Source organism: Micromonospora sp. WMMD1120, assembly GCF_029626235.1.
In the GTDB taxonomy this organism is placed as follows: Bacteria; Actinomycetota; Actinomycetes; order Mycobacteriales; family Micromonosporaceae; genus Micromonospora.
Map to the genome: position 1 here is coordinate 7035644 of NZ_JARUBO010000005.1, position 17066 is coordinate 7052709.

Below are 17066 nucleotides of genomic sequence, written 5' to 3' on the forward strand. Positions count from 1 at the left end.
AGGGAGCGTCACGCTGACGGCGGCCGGGGGCGCCCCACGCCGGAAGGCGTCACGGTGCGACGTCAGGAACCGACGGCGTGGTAGCCGCCGTCGACGTGCACGATCTCGCCGGTGGTGGCCGGGAACCAGTCGGAGAGCAGCGCCAGGCAGGCCCGCGCGGTGGGCTCCTGGTCGGTCAGGTTCCAGCCCAGCGGGGCCCGCTCCGCCCAGGCGTCCTCGAACTGCTCGAAGCCGGGGATCGACTTGGCGGCCATGGTGCGCAGCGGCCCGGCGGCGACCAGGTTGCTGCGGATGCCCTGCTTGCCCAGGTGCATCGCCAGGTAGCGGGACGCCGACTCCAGGCCGGCCTTGGCCACGCCCATCCAGTCGTAGACCGGCCACGCCTTGGTCGCGTCGAAGGTCAGGCCGACCACCGCGCCGCCCGGCGACATCAGCGGCAGCGCCGCCATCGCGAGGGACTTGTACGAGAAGGTGGAGACGTGCAGCGCGGTCGCCACGTCCTCCCACGGCGCGTCGAGGAAGCCGCCGCCGAGGCAGCTCTGCGGGGCGAAGCCGATCGAGTGCACCACGCCGTCGAGGCCGTCGACGTGCTCGCGGACCCGGTCCGCGAGGCTGGCCAGGTGCTCCGCGTTGGTCACATCCACCTCGATCACCGGGGCCGGCTCGGGCAGGCGCTTGGCGATCCGCTCGACCAGGGACAGCCGACCGAAGCCGGTGAGCACTACCTGCGCGCCGTTCTCCTGGGCGAGCTTCGCCACCGAGAAGGCGATCGAGGCGTCGGTGATGACACCGGTGACGAGCAGCCGCTTACCGGCGAGCAGTCCGGACATCCGAGGGTTCCTCCGTACGTAGGTGTGGATCAGTGGCCCATGCCGAGGCCGCCGTCGACCGGGATCACGGCGCCGGAGACGTACCCGGCGCTGTCCGACGCCAGCCAGGTGACCACCCCGGCGACCTCGTCCGGGCTGGCCATCCGGCCGGCCGGGATCGACTTGCGGATCTCCGCCTTGCGGTCCTCGGACAGGCCGGCGGTCATGTCCGTGTCGATGAAGCCGGGCGCCACCACGTTGGCGGTGATGTTGCGGCTGCCCAGCTCGCGGGTGATCGAACGGGCGACGCCGACCAGGCCGGCCTTGCTGGCGGCGTAGTTGACCTGCCCGGCGCCGCCGGCGAGACCGACCACCGAGGAGATGAAGATCATGCGGCCCCACTTGGCGCGGAGCATCTTGCCGGAGGCGCGCTTGGCGACCCGGAACGCGCCGGTCAGGTTGGTGTCCAGCACGCCGGTGAACTGCTCCTCGGTCATCCGCAGCAGCAGCGTGTCGGCGGTCATGCCGGCGTTGGCGACCAGCACCTCGACCGGCCCCAGCTCGGCCTCGACGGCGGTGAACGCCGCGTCGATCGACTCGGCGTCGGTCACGTCGGCGCGGACACCGAACAACCCGTCCGGGGCGTCGCCGCTGCGGTGGGTGACCGCCACCCGGTCGCCCTGCTTCGCGAAGGCCTGCGCGATGGCCAGGCCGATCCCCCGGTTACCCCCGGTCACCAGCACGGTACGGGCCACGGTTCCCCCTTGCGAATGGTCAGCACGGACGGGTCGGAGCCTAGGCGTTACCGGCAGGTAAGCGCTAACGGGAGTCGTGTCACACCGGGGTACGACACCGGGATCAACCCCTGGTGGCACGCCCGGTGACGGGGTCGACCCGTAGCCTCCGGGTGGTGAACCGGCAACCGATCGTCGGGGCCGTGCGGGCCCTGCGGCAGACAGTGCTGGGCCCGGACGCCCCGGTCGAGCGGCCGCTGGTGGGCCGGTGGCCCCGGCTGGCCCCGTACGCCGCGCCGGTCGGACTGCTCGCCACCCTCGGGCTGTTCCTGATCACGCTGACCGTGGAGACCGAGTGGGGGCTGCCGCTGCCGGTCGCGGTGCTGTTCGCGGCGCTGACCGTGGCGCCGCTGCTGGCGCTGCCCCGGCGGCCGCTGCTGGCCTGGCGGCTGGCGGTGCTGGCGCTGCTGGTCTGCACGTTCAACGCGCCGGCCGACCAGTCCTGGCCGTGGACCCCGACGCTGGCGCTCGGGTCGGTCGCGGTGCTCGCGGTGGTGGTCGCGCGGGTCGACCGGCCGGTGCTGGTCTGGGTGGTGCTGATCTCCACCGTGCCGGTGTTCGCCCTGGTGCATCCGGACAACCGGGTCCCCGTGCTGCTGCTGCTCGGCGCGCTGGCGATCGTCGGCGACCTGGTCCGCCGCAACCGGCTGTCCGGGCGGGCGCTGGCCGCGCAGACCGAGCTGAGCGAGCGGGAGCAGGAGCGCCGCGCGGTGTTGGAGGAACGCGCCCGGATCGCCCGGGAGCTGCACGACGTGGTGGCCCACCACATGTCGCTGATCGCGGTGCAGGCGGAGACCGCCCCGTACCGGCTGACCGACGTGCCGGCCCCGGCCGCCGACGAGTTCGTCGCCATCGCCGCCTCGGCCCGCGACGCGCTCACCGACATGCGCCGGCTGTTGGGTGTGCTGCGCAGCGAGGCGACCGGGCCGCAGACCGCACCGCAACCGGACCTGAGCGACCTGGGCGCGATGGTGGACGCCGCCCGCCGGGCCGGGCTGCCGGTCACACTGGACGCCACGTCGGTGACCGAGGGGCAGGTGCCCGCGCCGGTCGGGCTGGCCGCGTACCGCATCGTCCAGGAGGGCCTGGCCAACGCGGCCCGGCACGCGGCCGGCGCCGCGGTGCGGGTCACCGTCCGCGCCGACGCGTCCACCCTGGGGGTACGCGTGCAGAACGCCCCGCCCGAGGAGGTGCGCTCCCGGCCGGACGCGGAGGCGGGCGCGGGACACGGGCTGACCGGCATGCGGGAGCGGGCCACGTCGCTGGGCGGTACGTTCACCGCCGGGCCACTGCCGGACGGGGGTTACGCGGTGGTGGCCGAGTTGCCGTACGACGCGGAGGGCGGGGACCGATGATCCGGGTGCTGATCGCCGACGACCAGGCGATGGTCCGGCAGGGTTTCGGCGCGCTGCTGGCCGCCCAACCGGACCTGCTGGTCGTGGGTGACGCCGCCGACGGCGCGCAGGCGGTCGGCGCGGCCCGCCGCCTCGACCCGGACGTGGTGCTGATGGACGTGCGGATGCCGGTCATGGACGGGTTGGCGGCCACCCGCAAGCTGCTCGGTGACCGCTCGGCGCAGCGTCCCCGGGTGCTCATCCTCACCACCTTCGACCTGGACGACTACGTCTACGAGGCGCTGCGCGCCGGGGCCAGCGGCTTCCTGCTCAAGGACGCCCCGGCGGCCGACCTGGTGCAGGCGGTGCGGGTGGTGGCGGCCGGGGACGCGCTGCTCGCCCCGGCGGTCACCCGCCGGCTGATCGCCGAGTTCGCGGCCCGCCCGGACCGCCACCGTCCGCGCCCCACCGACCTGGCCGGGCTCACCCCGCGCGAGACGGAGGTGTTGCGGCTGATCGCCCGGGGTCGCAACAACGCGGAGATCGCTGACGACCTGGTGGTGGCCGAGCAGACGGTGAAGACGCACGTCGGCCGGATCCTGGCCAAGCTGGGTCTGCGCGATCGGGCCCAGGCGGTGGTGCTGGCGTACGAGACGGGTCTGGTGGCCGCCGGCGAGTAGTCCCGCCGAGCCAGCCGAGGAACGGCTCCCCGGTACGACGACCGGGCCGGACCGACCCGCGCACTCTCCTTCCGACGACACGCCGGAGGGAGAACGTGATGCGACGACGAGGTGCGGGCCGCCTGGCGGTGGCCACGCTGCTCGGGGTGAACCTGGTCCTGCCGATCCGAACCGAGCCGACCCCCACGGCCGGGTTCGTCGAGGCGTACCCCATGGTGGCGGCGGCGATGCGCGCGGCCGGGCCGCCCTACGCGGACTGGGCGGCCGACGGACGCCGGTTCCTGCTGTTCGACACGCGGGGCGACGGGCGTGCGGTGGAGGTGCTCGGCGACCTGGCCGGCGCGGACCGGATCGCGGTGCTGGTGCCGGGGGTCGGCAGCACCCTGGCCGACTTCGACAGGGGGCTGGGTGGGGTGGCCCGCCGGGCGCCGGCGGCGCAGGCCGGGGCGCTCTACCGGGAGCTGCGGACGGCCGACCCGGCGGCGCGGGTCGCCGTGCTGGCCTGGCTGGGCTACGACCCACCGGACGGGTTGGTGAGCGCCGTCGCGGACGCCAGCGCCCGACGCGGCGCGGTCGGGCTGTCCACGCTGCTGCGGGAGTTGGCGTCGCGACGCCCGACGGCGGCCGTCACGCTGGTCGGGCACAGCTACGGGGCGCTGGTGGTGTCGTTGGCGGCGGCGGACGCCCCGGCCCAGGTCACCGACGTGGTCAGCCTCGGCGGCGTCGGGGCCGGGGTGCAGCGGGCCGACGACCTTCCCGGCGGGCGGCGGTTCTGGGCGGCGGAGGCGCCGACCGACTGGATCCGCCGGGTGCCGCCGGTGCGCCTGCCCGGCCTGGGCTTCGGCCGCCGCCCCGGCGACCCGGCGTTCGGCGCCCGCCCGCTGCCGGTGGCGGGAGTGGCGGGACACGACGGTTACCTCGTCGCGGGCAGCGCCGCGCTCGTCGCGACGGCGGCGGTCGTGCTCGGCGGCCCGAACGGGGACCGCCGGTGAGCCGGGACCGGGCGGTCGACGCGCTGCGGGCGTACGCGATCGGCGGGGTGGTGCTGGGGCACTGGCTGGTCACCGGGTTGGTGCTGGGCGACGACGGTGGTCTGCGCCAGGCCAGCCCGCTGACCGCGCTGCCCGGCCTCGCCCCGGTGACCTGGGTGTTGCAGACCCTCGGGTTGTTCTTCTTCACCGCCGGTTTCGGCTCGACCCGGTCGCTGAGCCGGCACCCGGGAGGCGCGGGCGGCTGGCTGGCCCGTCGACTGCGACGGCTGCTGCTGCCCGCCGTGGCGCTGCTCGGGGTCGGGTCCGCCGGGTTGCTCGCCGCCACCGTCCTCGGCACCCCGGACGCCACGCTCTCGGTGGCGCTGCGGCTCGCGGTGAGTCCGTTGTGGTTCCTGCTGCCGCTCGTGGCCCTGGTGGCGACGACCGGCCCGCTGCGCGCCGCCGTACGCCGGTGGGGGCTGCTCCGGTGCGTGACCCCGGCGGTCGCCCTGGTCGCCGCGGCCGACCTGGCCGTCCGGTCGCTGCCGGCGGGCGGCGCGCTGCCCCCGGTCACCGTCGTGGTGGCCTGGTCGGTGCCGTACCTGCTGGGGGTGGCGCACGCCGACGGGCGGCTGGCCGGCTGGCGGGCCGGCGTCGCGTTGCTGGCCGGCGGGGCGGTCGCGTTGGCGGTGCTGCTGGCGCTGGGCTACCCGGTGAGCGCTGTCGGCGTGCCCGGGGCCGGAGTGTCCAACCTGAACCCGCCGTCGCTGCTGGTCGTGGCGCTCGCGGTCGCGCAGGTCGGGCTGGGGCTGCTGGCGCGGCCGGCGCTGCGACGGCTGCTGACCCGCCCGCTGCCGCACGCGGCGGTGACCGGGGTGAACCGGCACGCGATGCGGATCTACCTGTGCCACCAGCCGGTCCTGGTGGGGGTGACCGCGCTCACCGCCCGCACCGGGCTGCGTCTGCCCGGACTGCACACCGACCCGGACGATCCGATCTGGGTGCTGGCCCGCTTCTGCTGGTTGCCGCTGCTCGCCGCGGTGCTGGTCACCGTCGTACGGACCGGTCGGCCGGGAGCGCGTGGCGGGCCGGGCGGTGGAGGCTCCGCCGGCCGGTCGGCCGAGTGCGTCGCGCCGCCGGCGCGGGTGTACGATCATCGACGTTCCGGCCCGCCCGACCCGCAGGAGGTGATCGCTGTGCGAGATAGCGATCCTCCCAGTCGTGGCCGGGCCGATGGTCAGCCCCGCTGAGCCACGACTCAGTCCGGTGAGCTGACCCCGCTCCGCTCCCCCACCGCTTCGGCCTCCGCTGCCGAGGTGTGTGCGCCGCGCGCCGCCCGACCCCGGGCGGTCGCCGGGAGCCGCCCGGTCACGACTTCGTGTGCGCGTCCCCACCCCCTGCGGTCCGCCCCCAGCACGCGGGCCGTCCAGCCGCCACCCGGAGCCGTCCATGAGCCGCTACGTCGCCCCGCTGGGCTTCACCCTCGCCGCCGTCTGGGTGGCCGTCGTCTTCGTCCTCGCCGGCGGCGGGCACTGACGCTCCCGTCGTCGGCCGACCACCCCGGCCCTCGGCGTGCCGCTCCCGACTGCCGGTCCGCCCGGCGCGGGCGGCCGGCGGCGGTACGCACCGCCGCCGGCTCGCCGGTCAGAGCATCCGCGACGACCACAGCAGACTGAGCGCGCCCGCGCAGAGCGCCAGCAGCAACGCCACCCCGGCGTACCACTGGGTCACCTCACGCGGTTCGGTGCGGAACCCGATCGAGCTGCCCATGTCCTGGTAGACCTGCTTCAGCTCACTCACCGAGGCCGCCTCGTAGAAGTAGCCCTCGGTGGTCTCGGCGAGCTCGGCGAGGGCCAGCCGATCCACCGGAACCCGCTGCAACTGCCCGCCGATGTCGACCTGGCCGGTGTCGGTGCCGAAGGCGATGGTGGAGACCGGGACGTTCGCCGCCTGCGCGGCAGCCGCCGCCTCCTCCACCGCCCGGCCGGAGGTGCGGAAGCCGTCGGAGAGCAGCACGATCCGGGCCGGCGGGATGCCCGCAGCGCCGTCGGCCGGCACCCCCCGGATCGCCTCCAGGCAGGTGAACACCGCCTCGCCGGTAGCTGTCGCCTCGGCCAGCACCAGGCCGTCGATGGCGCTGGTCACCGCGTCCCGGTCCTTGCCCGGTGGCACCAGCACGTTCGCCGCCTTGGCGAACGACACCAGCCCCAGGTTGTAGCTCTTCGGCAGCTCGCTGACGAACTGCTTGGCCGCCTCCTGCGCCGCCTCCAGGCGGTTCGGCGCCACGTCGTCGGCCTGCATCGACAACGACACGTCGATGGCGAGCATCACTGTCGCCCGCTCCAACGGCTCCTTGGTGTCCACAGCCGGCCGGGCCAGCGCTGTGGCAAGCACCAGCAGGCAGAGCAGGAACGCCGTCGCCGGGACGTGCCGACGCCACCCCAGGCCCTTGGGCGCCACGGTACGGAGCAGGTCCACATTGGTGAACCGCATCGCGTACGCCCGGCGGTGCAGCTGGCGCCAGACGTAGAACGCGGCGAGCGCGACCACCGGCAGGACTGCCAGCAGCCACCACGGTTGCATGAATCGGATCATCGTGTCGTCCCCCTGGTGCGCGCGTGCCGCTGCGCGGCCACGAATCGCACCATGTCCAGCAGCCAGTCTCGGTCCGTACGCAGACGCAGGTGGGCGGCCCCGGCACCGCGCAGGGCGGTGGCGATCGCGGCCCGTTGGGCGGTGGCGGCAGCGGCGTAGCGCTGCCGCAGCCGGGGGTCGGCGGTCTGCACCTCGTGCAGCTCGCCGCTCTCCGGGTCGACCACCGGCAACACGCCCACGTCGGGCAGCTCCAGCTCGCGCGGGTCGACCACCTCGATCGCCAGCACGTCGTGGCGGACCCGTAGCTTGCGCAACGGACGGGCCCACTGCTCGGGCGGGGAGAGGAAGTCGGAGACCACCACGACCACCCCCCGCCGCCGCGGCGGCCGGCTGAGCATCTCGATCAGCGCCCCCAGGTCACCACGGCCGGGCTGGATGGTGGTGCCGGCGACGGCGCGCAGCAGGCCCTGCGCCTCCTTGCGGCCGGAGCGGGCCGGCAGCCGGGTGAGCACACCGGGCCCGGGCGGCGGTGGTCCGCCACGCCAGCGCCGGGCCGGCGCGGACACCCCGCCACCGGTGCCGATCACGGCGCCGATCCGGTTACCGCCGCGCACCGTCAGGTGCGTGATGGCGGCCGCGGCGGCGACCACCACCTCCCGCTTGAGCCACTGCCCGGTGCCGAAGTCCAGGCTGGCCGAGAGGTCCAGCGCGAGCCAGGTCTCCAGTTCCCGGTCGGCGACCGTACGCCGGACGTGTGGTGTGGTGGTCCGTGCCGTGACCGGCCAGTCCATCCGGCGTACGTCGTCGCCGGGGCGGTACTCCCGGGACTCCCCCGCCTCGCTGCCCGGCCCGGGCAGCAGGCCGGCGTAGTCGCCCTGGAGCAGGCCGTCGAGTTTGCGGGTGACGAGCAGTTGGAGCCGGGACAGCAGCGCCTCACTCCGGTCGGCGAGCGGGGCGGGACGAGGGGTGGATGAGGTCACGGCCGCTGCCCGGGCCAGCCTGCCCCCGGTGGCGGCGTGCTCGACGGCGGGGTGGCCTGCTGTCGGGGGGCGACCGCCGGGAGCGGGATCGTCGACATCACCCGGTGCACGATGTGGTCGGCGGGTACGTCGTCGGCGAGCGCGTCGTAGCTGAGCACCAACCGGTGCCGCAGGATGTCCGGCGCGATGTCCTGCACGTCCTGCGGCAGGGCGTAGTCCCGCCCGCGCAGCAGCGCCAGCGCCCGGGTCGCCCGGACCAGGCCCAGCGAGGCGCGCGGACTGGCCCCGTACTGGATCAGTTGCGCGACGTCGGGCATGCCGTGCTCGGCCGGGGCCCGGGTGGCCAGCACCAGCCGGACCGCGTAGTCGACGAGGGCGTTGTGGACGAACACCCCGTCCGCCTTGCGCTGGAGCGCGACCAGCTCGGGGGTGTCGAACACCGGCGTCGGCTCGGGCGCCGCCACGCCCATCCGGTAGACGATCTCCCGCTCCTCCGCGTCGGTCGGGTAACCCACCACGATCTTCATCAGGAACCGGTCCCGCTGCGCCTCGGGCAGCGGGTAGACGCCCTCCTGCTCGATCGGGTTCTGCGTCGCCATCACCAGGAACGGGTCAGGCACCCGATGGCTCTCGCCGCCGATGGACACCTGCCGCTCGCTCATCACCTCGAGCAGCGCGGACTGCACCTTCGCCGGCGCCCGGTTGATCTCGTCGGCGAGGAGGAAGTTGACGAAGACCGGGCCCAGCTCGACGTCGAACTTCTCGCTCGACTGCCGGTAGATCCGGGTTCCCATGATGTCGGCCGGCACCAGGTCCGGAGTGAACTGCACCCGGGCGAAGGACCCGCCCACGACCCGGGCGAGGGTCTCCACCGCCAGGGTCTTGGCGACCCCGGGGACGCCTTCGAGCAGACAGTGACCACGGGCGAGCAGCGCCACGAACATCCGCTCCACCATCCGGTCCTGCCCGACGATCACCCGTTTGATCTCGAACAGCGCCTTTTCCAGCAGGGTGGCGTCCTGCGCGGGCGTGGTCACCGGTGGCGGTGTCTGCGGTGTCGCCCCGTTCGGCGTCGGGGCGTCGGGCATGGTCGGCTGGGCCACCGGTCCTCCACAGCGTTCGTCGGTCGTCAGCGTTCGTCGGTTGTCGCGGCGTATCAAGACTCGCACGCCTTGCTGAGTGTCGAGGTGGGGAGAAGCCGATTTTCGCCGTGCCGTCCCCAGCAGCCGAATCGCGCATCTCGGGTGTGCGAAGAACGGCCTACCGCGTGTACGATTCACCCGTCGCCGGGCGACTCCCCCCGTGGTCGCCCGGCGCTCAAACTTTCGTCCCGCCGCCCTAGACTGGCCGGGATGAGCACCCCCTCCCCCGCCGCCGAGGCCCTGGTCTGCTCGGCCCGTGGCTGCCGAGCCGCCGCCGTGTGGGCGCTGGAGTGGAACAACCCCCGCCTGCACGACGCCGACCGGCGCAAGACCTGGCTGGCCTGCGCCGAGCACCGCGGCACCCTCGGCGACTTCCTCGACGTACGCGGCTTCCTGCGAGCCGTCACCGCGGTGCCCGGATCGCCTACGCTCGACACGTGAGCGGCGACCCACCGGCTTCCCCCGGCCCCACCTCCCCGTCCCGGCCGCCGATGCCGGCCACCGCGCCAACCGACGTCGAGCCGCCGGCCGACGCGCCAACCGACGTCGAGCCGCCGGCCGACGCGTCCCCGGGAGCCGGCGCGGAACAGCCCGACGTCGAGCCGCCACCCGGGGCGTCCCCGGGAGCCGGCGCGGAACAGGCCGACGTCGAGCCGCCGCCCGGGGCGTTCCCGGCGCCCGGCACGCTCGGTCCGGAGCCCGCCGCTCCCGACGTCTCGGCGCCCGCGCTGCTGCCACCGGCCGCGCTGCCACCACCCGGCCACCGGCCCGCGCCCGCCGACCGGCGTGCTCCCGACCTGCCGGCGCCCGGCCTGCTGCCCGCCGACCCCGGGGCGCTGCTGACGGCCCCGCCCGGCGGGGGTCCGTTGGAGCCCTGGCCGGACACGGTCTCCTGGCAGCCGATCTCCACCGATCTGATCTGGGTGGAGCTGATCCGGCTGGCGGTCGTCGTCGCCATCGGGCTGGCGGTGACGGGGGTCGGCTGGGCACTGAGTGGTCACTGGCTGTTCGGGCTCGCCGTCGCCGTCGTGGTGCTGCTCGGGGCGTGGCGGGCCGTCACCGTCGTCCGCGCGGTCCGGGCCTGGGGGTACGCCGAGCGGGAGAACGACCTGCTGGTCCGGCACGGGCTGCTGGTCCGCCGGCTCTCCATCGTGCCGTACTCGCGGATGCAGTTCGTCGACGTCAGCGCCGGGCCGCTGGAACGAGCCTTCGACCTGGCCACCGTGCAGCTGCACACCGCGGCGGCGGCGAGCGACGCACGGGTTCCCGGCCTGCGCCCCACCGAGGCGTCCCGGCTCCGCGACCGACTCACCGCGCTCGGCGAGGACCGGGCGGAGGGGCTGTGAGCACCCCGGCGGACGACCGCCGACCGGCCCGGGGGCCGGCCCGATGAGCGACGGACCCGCCGAGCCGAGCACCGTCCCACCCGCCGGGCCGGTGCCAGCGGGGGCCGTGCCACCCGCCGGTCCGGTGCCAGCAGGGGCCGCGCCACCCGCCGGTCCGGTGCCAGCAGGGGCCGCGCCACCCGCCGGTCCGCCGGGGTACGGGCCGAGGCAGCCGGGGGCGCCCGACGCGTGGCCGACACCGCCCGGTGACGGTGACCGGGAGCCCCGGCAGCGACTGCACCCGCTCAGCCCGGCCCTGCACGGGGCGAAGTCGCTCGTCGTGGTGATCGCCGGCCTGTCCTGGTCCACGCTGTCCCGGGTCGGCTTCGGCTGGTTCGCCGCCATGGTGGCGGTGCTGGCGCTCGGCGCGACGGTGCTGTCGGTGGTCAGCTGGTACAACACCGGCTACCACGTGGTGGGCCGGGAGCTGCGGGTCTACGAGGGGCTGCTCTGGCGGCGTACCCGGGCGATCCCGTTGGAACGGCTCCAGGCCGTCGAGGTGGTCCGACCGCTGCTCGCCCAGCTCACCGGCCTGGCCGAACTGCGGCTGGAGGTGGTCGGCGGAGGCAAGACCGAGGCGCCGCTGGCGTACCTCGGGGTGGCCGACGCGACAGCGCTGCGCGAGCGGCTGCTGGTCCTCGCCGGGCGGGTGACGCAGACGCCCACGCCCGACCATGAGGTGCCCCCCGGAACGGCGACGACGCCGACGGCCCCACCGGGCCGCGCACTGCACACGGTCCGCAACCGGACCCTCCTGATCAGCCAACTCCTCACGCCGCAGGCGTTCCTGCTCCCGTTCGGTGTGGCCTTCGTCGTGGCGCAGTTCCTCAGCGAGGGATCGTGGTCCTTCGTCGCGGTGGCGAGCACGCTGACGGCGATGGCCGGGGTGCTGCTGCAACCGATCCGTCGGGTCCTCGACGACTGGAACTTCCGGCTGGCCCGCAGCGGCGGCACGCTACGGGTGCACAACGGCCTGCTGGAGACGCGGGCGCAGACCGTGCCGCTGGAGCGGGTGCAGACCGTACGGGCCACCTGGCCGTTGCTGTGGCGGGTGAACGGCTGGTTGCGGCTGCGCCTGGAGGTCGCCGGGTACTCCGTGGCCGAGGCCGACGAGCGCAACAGCCCCGACCGGCTCCTGCCGGTCGGTGACCTGCCGACGGCGACGATGATCGTCGCCGAGGTGCTTCCGGGGGTACGCCTCGACGCGCTCACCCTGAGCCCACCACCACCCCGGACCCGCTGGCTGCACCCGCTGGGCCGCAGCGCGTTCGGCGCCGGCCTGTTCGAGCAGGTGTTCGCCACCCGCTCCGGTCGGCTCACCCGGCAGTTGGTGATCGTGCCGTACGCCCGCATCCAGAGCGTGCGCGTGGTGCAGGGGCCGATCCAGCGCCGGCTGGGGCTGGCTTCGGTACACGCGGACACCGCCGGTGGCTCCGGCGCCACCGCCCAGGACCGCGACCTGGCCGAGGCCTGGGCCCTGGCCGCCGAGTTGACCACCCGCGCCCATCAAGCCCAAACCCCCAACCCCCGCTAACGCCCCCGCCCCGCCCCGCCCCGCCCCCGCCCCCGGCCCCGCCCCCGGCCCCGCCCCCGGCCCCGGCCCCGGCCCCGTCGATCATGAAGTTATTGCCCTCCTCTGCGGCGTGTCGGCGCAATAACTTCATGATCGACGCGGGAGGGCGGGCCAGCGGACCGCAGACCGCACCAGACCGGACCAGGCCGGACCAGACCGGACCAGGCCGGACGGCGACGAGCGTGCACGTCGCGGGGTCGCGCCCGGAGTTTCAGCGGTCGGCGCGGACCGTTGGCGTGTCCGGGGTGGGCTGCCGCGGTGACGGCTGACTGCCGGTGGGTGCCGTGTCCACGTCAGCTGTCGAACCCGGGGTGACCTCGGTTGTCGAGTGCGGGGCTACCTCGGGCGGGGTGGCGCGGCGGGCCTTCCAGGCCGCCCAGCCGCGCTCGGCCAGGCCGACCACCAGGAAGGTCATCCCCACGTACGCCCAGCCGACCAGCACGTCGATCACGTAGTGCTCGCCCGAGTAGACGAGCGTGAAGGTCATCGCCAGGGGGTACGCGAGCAGCAGCGGCCACCAGCGGCGACGGGTGGCGGTCAGGAAGAACACCACCACGAACAGCGCCCACGCGGTGTGCAGGGACGGCATCGCGGCGACCGGGTTGGAGGCGATCTGCCCGGCGTTGAGGACGTTGCCGGCGCCGTGCATGCCGAACGCCTTCCAGCCCCGGGTCGAGATCCGGGCGACCTCGGTGAGCAGACCGTTCTGCGCCGCCCACCAGGGCGGGGCGGCCGGGTAGAGGAAGTAGGTGACCAGGCCGGCCGCGCAGAGGAAACCCCACCGCCGCATGTACGCGGCCCAGCGGTGACGGTTGCGCAGCCAGAGCACCGCGGCGGCGGCCAGCGTCACCACGAAGTGGGAGAAGTACACCCAGCTCGCCAGCACGTCCCACCACTGCACCTGCGGGTGGTAGAGGTGCTCCTGCAACCAGACGGTGGGCACCTCTCCGCCGGTGGCCCAGCCGAACATGAACCGGTCGGCGACGATCAACTCCATGGCGTGCGGGGTGGCCCCGTTGTCGGCGAACCCGCGCGAGAGGTTGTAGACGACGAACAGCAGCACCACCGGCACCCAGTCCCGGGCGAAGAGCAGGTGACTGCGCCACGGCCGGTCGCTGTTCCAGGCGATGGTCGCCGCCCAGATCCAGACGAAGGCGTACGCCGGGTCGGTGGGCAGCCCGATGGCGAGCCACGCGGCGACGAAGGCGACGGCCCACACGGTCATCGCGACGACACGCCGACGACCCCCGTCCGGGGACGCGGGCGGGTCGGTCCGGGCGGGGGGCTGGGGGTCAGTCACGACGGCCATCGGGGTCAAGGTTAACGACGGGAACGGCATCGACCGACGGGTACCACCCGGCGGGGCCCGGCACAGGTGGGAGGGTGGGCGGTGCCGGGATCGTCGGGCGCGTGCTCGGCGGACCCGGCGAGCACCTAGGCTGACCACCATGCAGGAGCAGCCCGAGCCGGCCTTCGCGCCGGGTCTGACCGCCCAGGTCGAGCTGACCGTCACCGACGCGGACACCGCCCAGGCGGTCGGTTCCGGGGACGTACCGGTGTTGGGCACTCCCCGGGTCCTCGCGCTGGCCGAGGCGGCCACCGTCGCGGCGACCGCGACCGGGATGCCGCCCGGTTCGACGACGGTGGGCACCCGGGTGGACCTGGAGCACCTGGCCCCGACTGTGGTCGGCCGCACGGTCCGGGCGCAGGCGCTGCTGGCGACGGTCGACGGCCGCCGGCTGTCGTTCGAGGTCACCGTCAGCGACGGCGACCAGACGGTGGCGCGGGGCCGGGTGGACCGGATCATGGTCGACCGGCAACGCTTCGTCGAGCGCGCCGGGCGGGCGTCGTGAACGCTGGCGTCGTGAACACCGACTTCGTGGAGATCGCCGACCGGGTGCACCTGCGGCGGGAACCGCTGCTGGGGGTCAACGTCACACTGGTCGTCGGCGACGACCAGGCGCTGCTGGTGGACACCCTGTCGTCGGCCGCCCAGGCCACCGAGCTGGCCGAGGCCGTCCGCGCGGTCACCGACCGTCCGCTGACGCTGGTGAACACCCACCACCACTACGACCACTGCTTCGGCAACGCGGTCCTCGCCGGCGAGCCACCCCGCCCGGTGTACGCGCACGAACTGGCCGCCGCCGCCCTGCGCGAGGAGCCGGAGCGGCTGCGCCGGGAGGCGTACGAGGAGTTGCGCTCGGAGCACCCGGCGCTCGCCGCCGAGCTGGCCGACACCCCGCTGCTCGCCCCGACGCACACCGTGCGGATCGAGACGGAGATCGACCTGGGCGGGCGGCGGGTGCTGCTGCGGCACCCGGGGCGGGGGCACACCGACGCCGACCTGGTGGTGCACGTGCCGGACGTGGACGTGTTGGTCGCCGGGGACCTGGTCGAGCAGAGCGGCCCGCCCGCCTTCGAGGATTCGTACCCCCTGAAGTGGCCGGACGCGGTCGCGGACCTGCTGCGGCTGACGACCGCGCGCACGGTGGTGGTGCCGGGGCACGGCGACCCGGTGGATGTCGGGTTCGTCCGCGCCCAGCACGCCGAGCTGGTGCGGCTGGCCTGGCTGATCCGGGCCGCGCACACCGGCAGCGCGTCGCCGGAGCGGGTGGCGGCGGAGGCGCCCTTCGGCGCCCGCGCCGCCCTGATCGCGGCCCGCCGCGGCTACCGGGAGCTCAACGGCGAGGGCTGAGCCCGGTCAGACCGAGGTACGACGCCACTGCTGGTTGGTGCCCGTGCCGCAGGTCCACTGCACGACGCGGGCGCCGTCGGTGGTGGCGGAGTTGAGCACGTCGAGGCACTTGCCGCTGTGCCGGGCGACGAGCTGTACGTAACCGGTGCCGAGGTCCTGCACCCGCCACTGCTGGTTGGTGCCACCGTTGCAGGTCCACTGGGTCACCCGGACACCGTCGGCGGTGGCGCCCGCGCCGCCGTACACGTCGAGGCACTTGCCGCTGTGCACGCTGACCACCGTCTGGTAGCCGCCCCCGGCGTCCTGGAACCGCCACCGCTGGTTGGGCTGGCCGTTGGCGGCCCACTGCACCACGTCGGCGCCGTCGGCGGTCGCGTTGTTGGAGACGTCCAGCAGCTTCCCGCTGTGCCGGGCGGTCAGCGTGGACGCGGTGGGCACCGGCACTGTGGTCTGCGGCGCGAGCCGGTACAGCCCGGCGCCGTGGGCCGGGAGCGTACGGGTGAAGGTCCCGCTCGACGTGCCGAGGGCCGCGCCGGACCACAGGTCGGTGGCGCCCGCCGAGCCGATGCCGAGGTCGGCCAGGTTGACAGTGACCGGGGCGGCGCTGCTCTCCCGGTTGAAGAGGGCGACGTAGCGGTGGTCGCTCCCCGGCACGTCGGCGGTCCACACCTGCCGGGTGCCGCCGGTGAGCTGGCGGTTGTTGGTGCTGTTCTGGTCGACGGCCAACACCGCGGCGTTCGTCATCAACGCCAGCTCCGCGGCGCGGTTCTCGACCAGGTTGCCGCCCCACATCAGCGGCGCCCGGTTGATCACCCAGAGGGACATCAGGGTGCGCTGCTCGTCGGCGGTCAGGTTGGAGTAGCGCGGCGACCCCACCGGTCCGTACTTGGAGAGCCGGCCGATCGGGATCATGTCCGGGTCGGGCCAGGCGCCGGTGGCGCGGTACGGCGTCCAGTTGCGCAGTTGGTCGAAGAGAGCGTCGACCGAGGACCAGTTGTCCCACAGGTCGTTCACGATGCGCCACATGTGCGCGTTGTTCTGCACGTGCCCGCCGCTGGCCAGCGGGGTCGCGCCGGGCGACAGGCTCAGCACCATCGGCCGGCCGCTGCGCTGGATCGCGGTGCGGTACCCCTCGACCTCCGCCTGCCGGTACGTCGGCGCGGCGATGTCGTCCACCTTCACGAAGTCGACGCCCCAGGACGCCAGCAGCTGGAACACCGAGTCCAGGTAGCTCTGGGCGCAGGGGTTGGCCATGTTGAGGCCCCACATCAGGTTCAGCCAGGCCGCCGTGGTGGTGTTGTTGATCTGGTTGGCGCGGCAGGTGGTGCCGAGGATCGGGACGTTGTCGGCGACGGCCTGGCGGGGGATGCCGCGCATCAGGTGTACGCCGAACTTCAGCCCCTGCGCGTGCACGTAGTCGGCGAGGGGCTTGAACCCGTTGTCGCCGGCCGCGGAGGGGAAGCGTGTGGTGTCCGGCAGCAGCCGGCCGTTGCCGTCCATCCGGAGCCGGGGTTGCAGGTTGGCGTCCTGGTTGGGGCTGCCGGTGTGTTGACCCGGGTAGTACCAGGCCCAGTCGACCACCACGTACTGCCAGCCGAACTGGCGCAGGTTGGTGGCCATGTAGTCGGCGTTGGCCCGGACGTCGGCCTCGGTGACCCGCCAGTTGAACGAGTCGTAGCTGTTCCACCCCATGGGCGGGGTGTCGGCGACCCCGTTGTCCCACGCGAGGGCCCGTCCGGGCCGGTCGGCGAAGACCATTCCGGCGGCTACGAGAAGCATGACCAGCAGCGCCGCCACGTGGCGAAATCCCGAAGGCACCGAAACAACACCCACCGAAGCCTCCCACCGTTTCCATAGCAAGGCGTCGATGTTAACGTTCACAAACAATCCCCGTCAATCCCCACCCCCACTCCCCGCCCCCAGCCCGCCGCCCAGCCCCGCACCCCTTCAGCCGTGCGCCCTCCAGCACCGTCGATCTTGCGATTTCGGTCGATGTTTTGTCCCTTTTATTGGTCTATTACCCCACAGGAACTGCAAGATCGACGGTGCTGGAGGGCCGCGCGGAGCGCGGGGCACCGGGAGGGGCGCGGGGCGGGGAGGGCGGGGAG

At 74.2% G+C, this 17066-nt stretch carries 17 protein-coding genes; 10 read left to right on the forward strand and 7 right to left on the reverse strand.

Annotated features, from left to right (window positions below):
* Positions 1-62 precede the first annotated feature (62 nt).
* Both fabI and fabG read right to left on the reverse strand, forming a co-directional pair.
* Positions 63-830, reverse strand: coding sequence for an enoyl-ACP reductase FabI (gene fabI, locus O7634_RS31390; protein ID WP_278153750.1), 768 nt, complete (start codon positions 828-830; stop codon positions 63-65).
* A 29-nt stretch (positions 831-859) separates the two neighbouring features.
* Positions 860-1564 (reverse strand): 3-oxoacyl-ACP reductase FabG, encoded by a 705-nt coding sequence (gene fabG / locus O7634_RS31395; RefSeq protein WP_278153751.1) that lies wholly within the window; start codon positions 1562-1564, stop codon positions 860-862.
* Between the two features lie 155 nt (positions 1565-1719).
* Between fabG and O7634_RS31400 the strand changes: the two genes are divergently transcribed.
* From O7634_RS31400 to O7634_RS31420, 5 genes are all read left to right on the forward strand, one after another.
* Positions 1720-2958, forward strand: coding sequence for a histidine kinase (locus tag O7634_RS31400; protein WP_278153752.1), 1239 nt, complete (start codon positions 1720-1722; stop codon positions 2956-2958).
* Positions 2955-3617, forward strand: a complete 663-nt coding sequence (locus O7634_RS31405; protein ID WP_278153753.1) for a response regulator transcription factor — start codon at positions 2955-2957, stop codon at positions 3615-3617. The genes O7634_RS31400 and O7634_RS31405 overlap by 4 nt, the downstream gene beginning before the upstream one ends.
* 98 nt (positions 3618-3715) lie before the next feature.
* Complete coding sequence (locus tag O7634_RS31410) at positions 3716-4609, forward strand: alpha/beta hydrolase (protein WP_278153754.1); 894 nt, start codon at positions 3716-3718, stop codon at positions 4607-4609.
* On the forward strand, positions 4606-5838 hold the full coding sequence (locus O7634_RS31415) for an acyltransferase (RefSeq protein WP_278153755.1): 1233 nt from the start codon (positions 4606-4608) through the stop codon (positions 5836-5838). The genes O7634_RS31410 and O7634_RS31415 overlap by 4 nt, the downstream gene beginning before the upstream one ends.
* A gap of 130 nt (positions 5839-5968) precedes the next feature.
* Positions 5969-6124 carry a hypothetical protein gene (locus O7634_RS31420; protein WP_278153756.1) on the forward strand — a complete coding sequence of 52 codons (156 nt, stop codon included), beginning with the start codon at positions 5969-5971 and terminating at the stop codon, positions 6122-6124.
* A 108-nt stretch (positions 6125-6232) separates the two neighbouring features.
* Here the strand turns inward: O7634_RS31420 and O7634_RS31425 are convergent, their stop codons facing one another.
* The 3 genes from O7634_RS31425 to O7634_RS31435 are packed head-to-tail and all read right to left on the reverse strand — an operon-like array spanning position 6233 to position 9266.
* Entirely contained in the window at positions 6233-7183 is a 951-nt protein-coding gene (locus O7634_RS31425) for a VWA domain-containing protein (protein ID WP_278153757.1), read from the reverse strand.
* Positions 7180-8181, reverse strand: a complete 1002-nt coding sequence (locus tag O7634_RS31430) for a DUF58 domain-containing protein (protein WP_278154128.1) — start codon at positions 8179-8181, stop codon at positions 7180-7182. The genes O7634_RS31425 and O7634_RS31430 overlap by 4 nt, the downstream gene beginning before the upstream one ends.
* Entirely contained in the window at positions 8160-9266 is a 1107-nt protein-coding gene (locus O7634_RS31435) for a MoxR family ATPase (RefSeq protein ID WP_278153758.1), read from the reverse strand. Before O7634_RS31435 ends, O7634_RS31430 begins: the two co-directional genes overlap by 22 nt.
* Before the next feature lie 249 nt (positions 9267-9515).
* On the opposite strand from O7634_RS31435, the gene O7634_RS31440 reads away from it, so the two are divergent.
* From O7634_RS31440 to O7634_RS31450, 3 genes are all read left to right on the forward strand, one after another.
* Positions 9516-9746 (forward strand): hypothetical protein, encoded by a 231-nt coding sequence (locus tag O7634_RS31440; protein WP_278153759.1) that lies wholly within the window; start codon positions 9516-9518, stop codon positions 9744-9746.
* A gap of 371 nt (positions 9747-10117) precedes the next feature.
* A complete protein-coding gene (locus O7634_RS31445; protein WP_278154129.1) occupies positions 10118-10651 on the forward strand; it encodes a PH domain-containing protein in 534 nt (177 codons plus the stop codon).
* Between the two features lie 43 nt (positions 10652-10694).
* Complete coding sequence (locus O7634_RS31450; protein WP_278153760.1) at positions 10695-12224, forward strand: PH domain-containing protein; 1530 nt, start codon at positions 10695-10697, stop codon at positions 12222-12224.
* A 250-nt stretch (positions 12225-12474) separates the two neighbouring features.
* Here O7634_RS31450 and O7634_RS31455 read toward each other — a convergent pair whose 3' ends face one another.
* Positions 12475-13572 carry a phosphatase PAP2 family protein gene (locus O7634_RS31455; protein ID WP_278153761.1) on the reverse strand — a complete coding sequence of 366 codons (1098 nt, stop codon included), beginning with the start codon at positions 13570-13572 and terminating at the stop codon, positions 12475-12477.
* Positions 13573-13711: 139 nt separating this feature from the next.
* Between O7634_RS31455 and O7634_RS31460 the strand changes: the two genes are divergently transcribed.
* The gene (locus O7634_RS31460; RefSeq protein WP_278153762.1) at positions 13712-14116 is read left to right on the forward strand and encodes a hotdog domain-containing protein; all 405 of its coding nucleotides are present in this window, start codon (positions 13712-13714) and stop codon (positions 14114-14116) included.
* Between the two features lie 11 nt (positions 14117-14127).
* Entirely contained in the window at positions 14128-14958 is an 831-nt protein-coding gene (locus O7634_RS31465; protein ID WP_278153763.1) for an MBL fold metallo-hydrolase, read from the forward strand.
* Positions 14959-14964: 6 nt separating this feature from the next.
* Here O7634_RS31465 and O7634_RS31470 read toward each other — a convergent pair whose 3' ends face one another.
* The gene (locus O7634_RS31470) at positions 14965-16776 is read right to left on the reverse strand and encodes an RICIN domain-containing protein (RefSeq protein WP_278153764.1); all 1812 of its coding nucleotides are present in this window, start codon (positions 16774-16776) and stop codon (positions 14965-14967) included.
* Positions 16777-17066 lie beyond the last annotated feature (290 nt).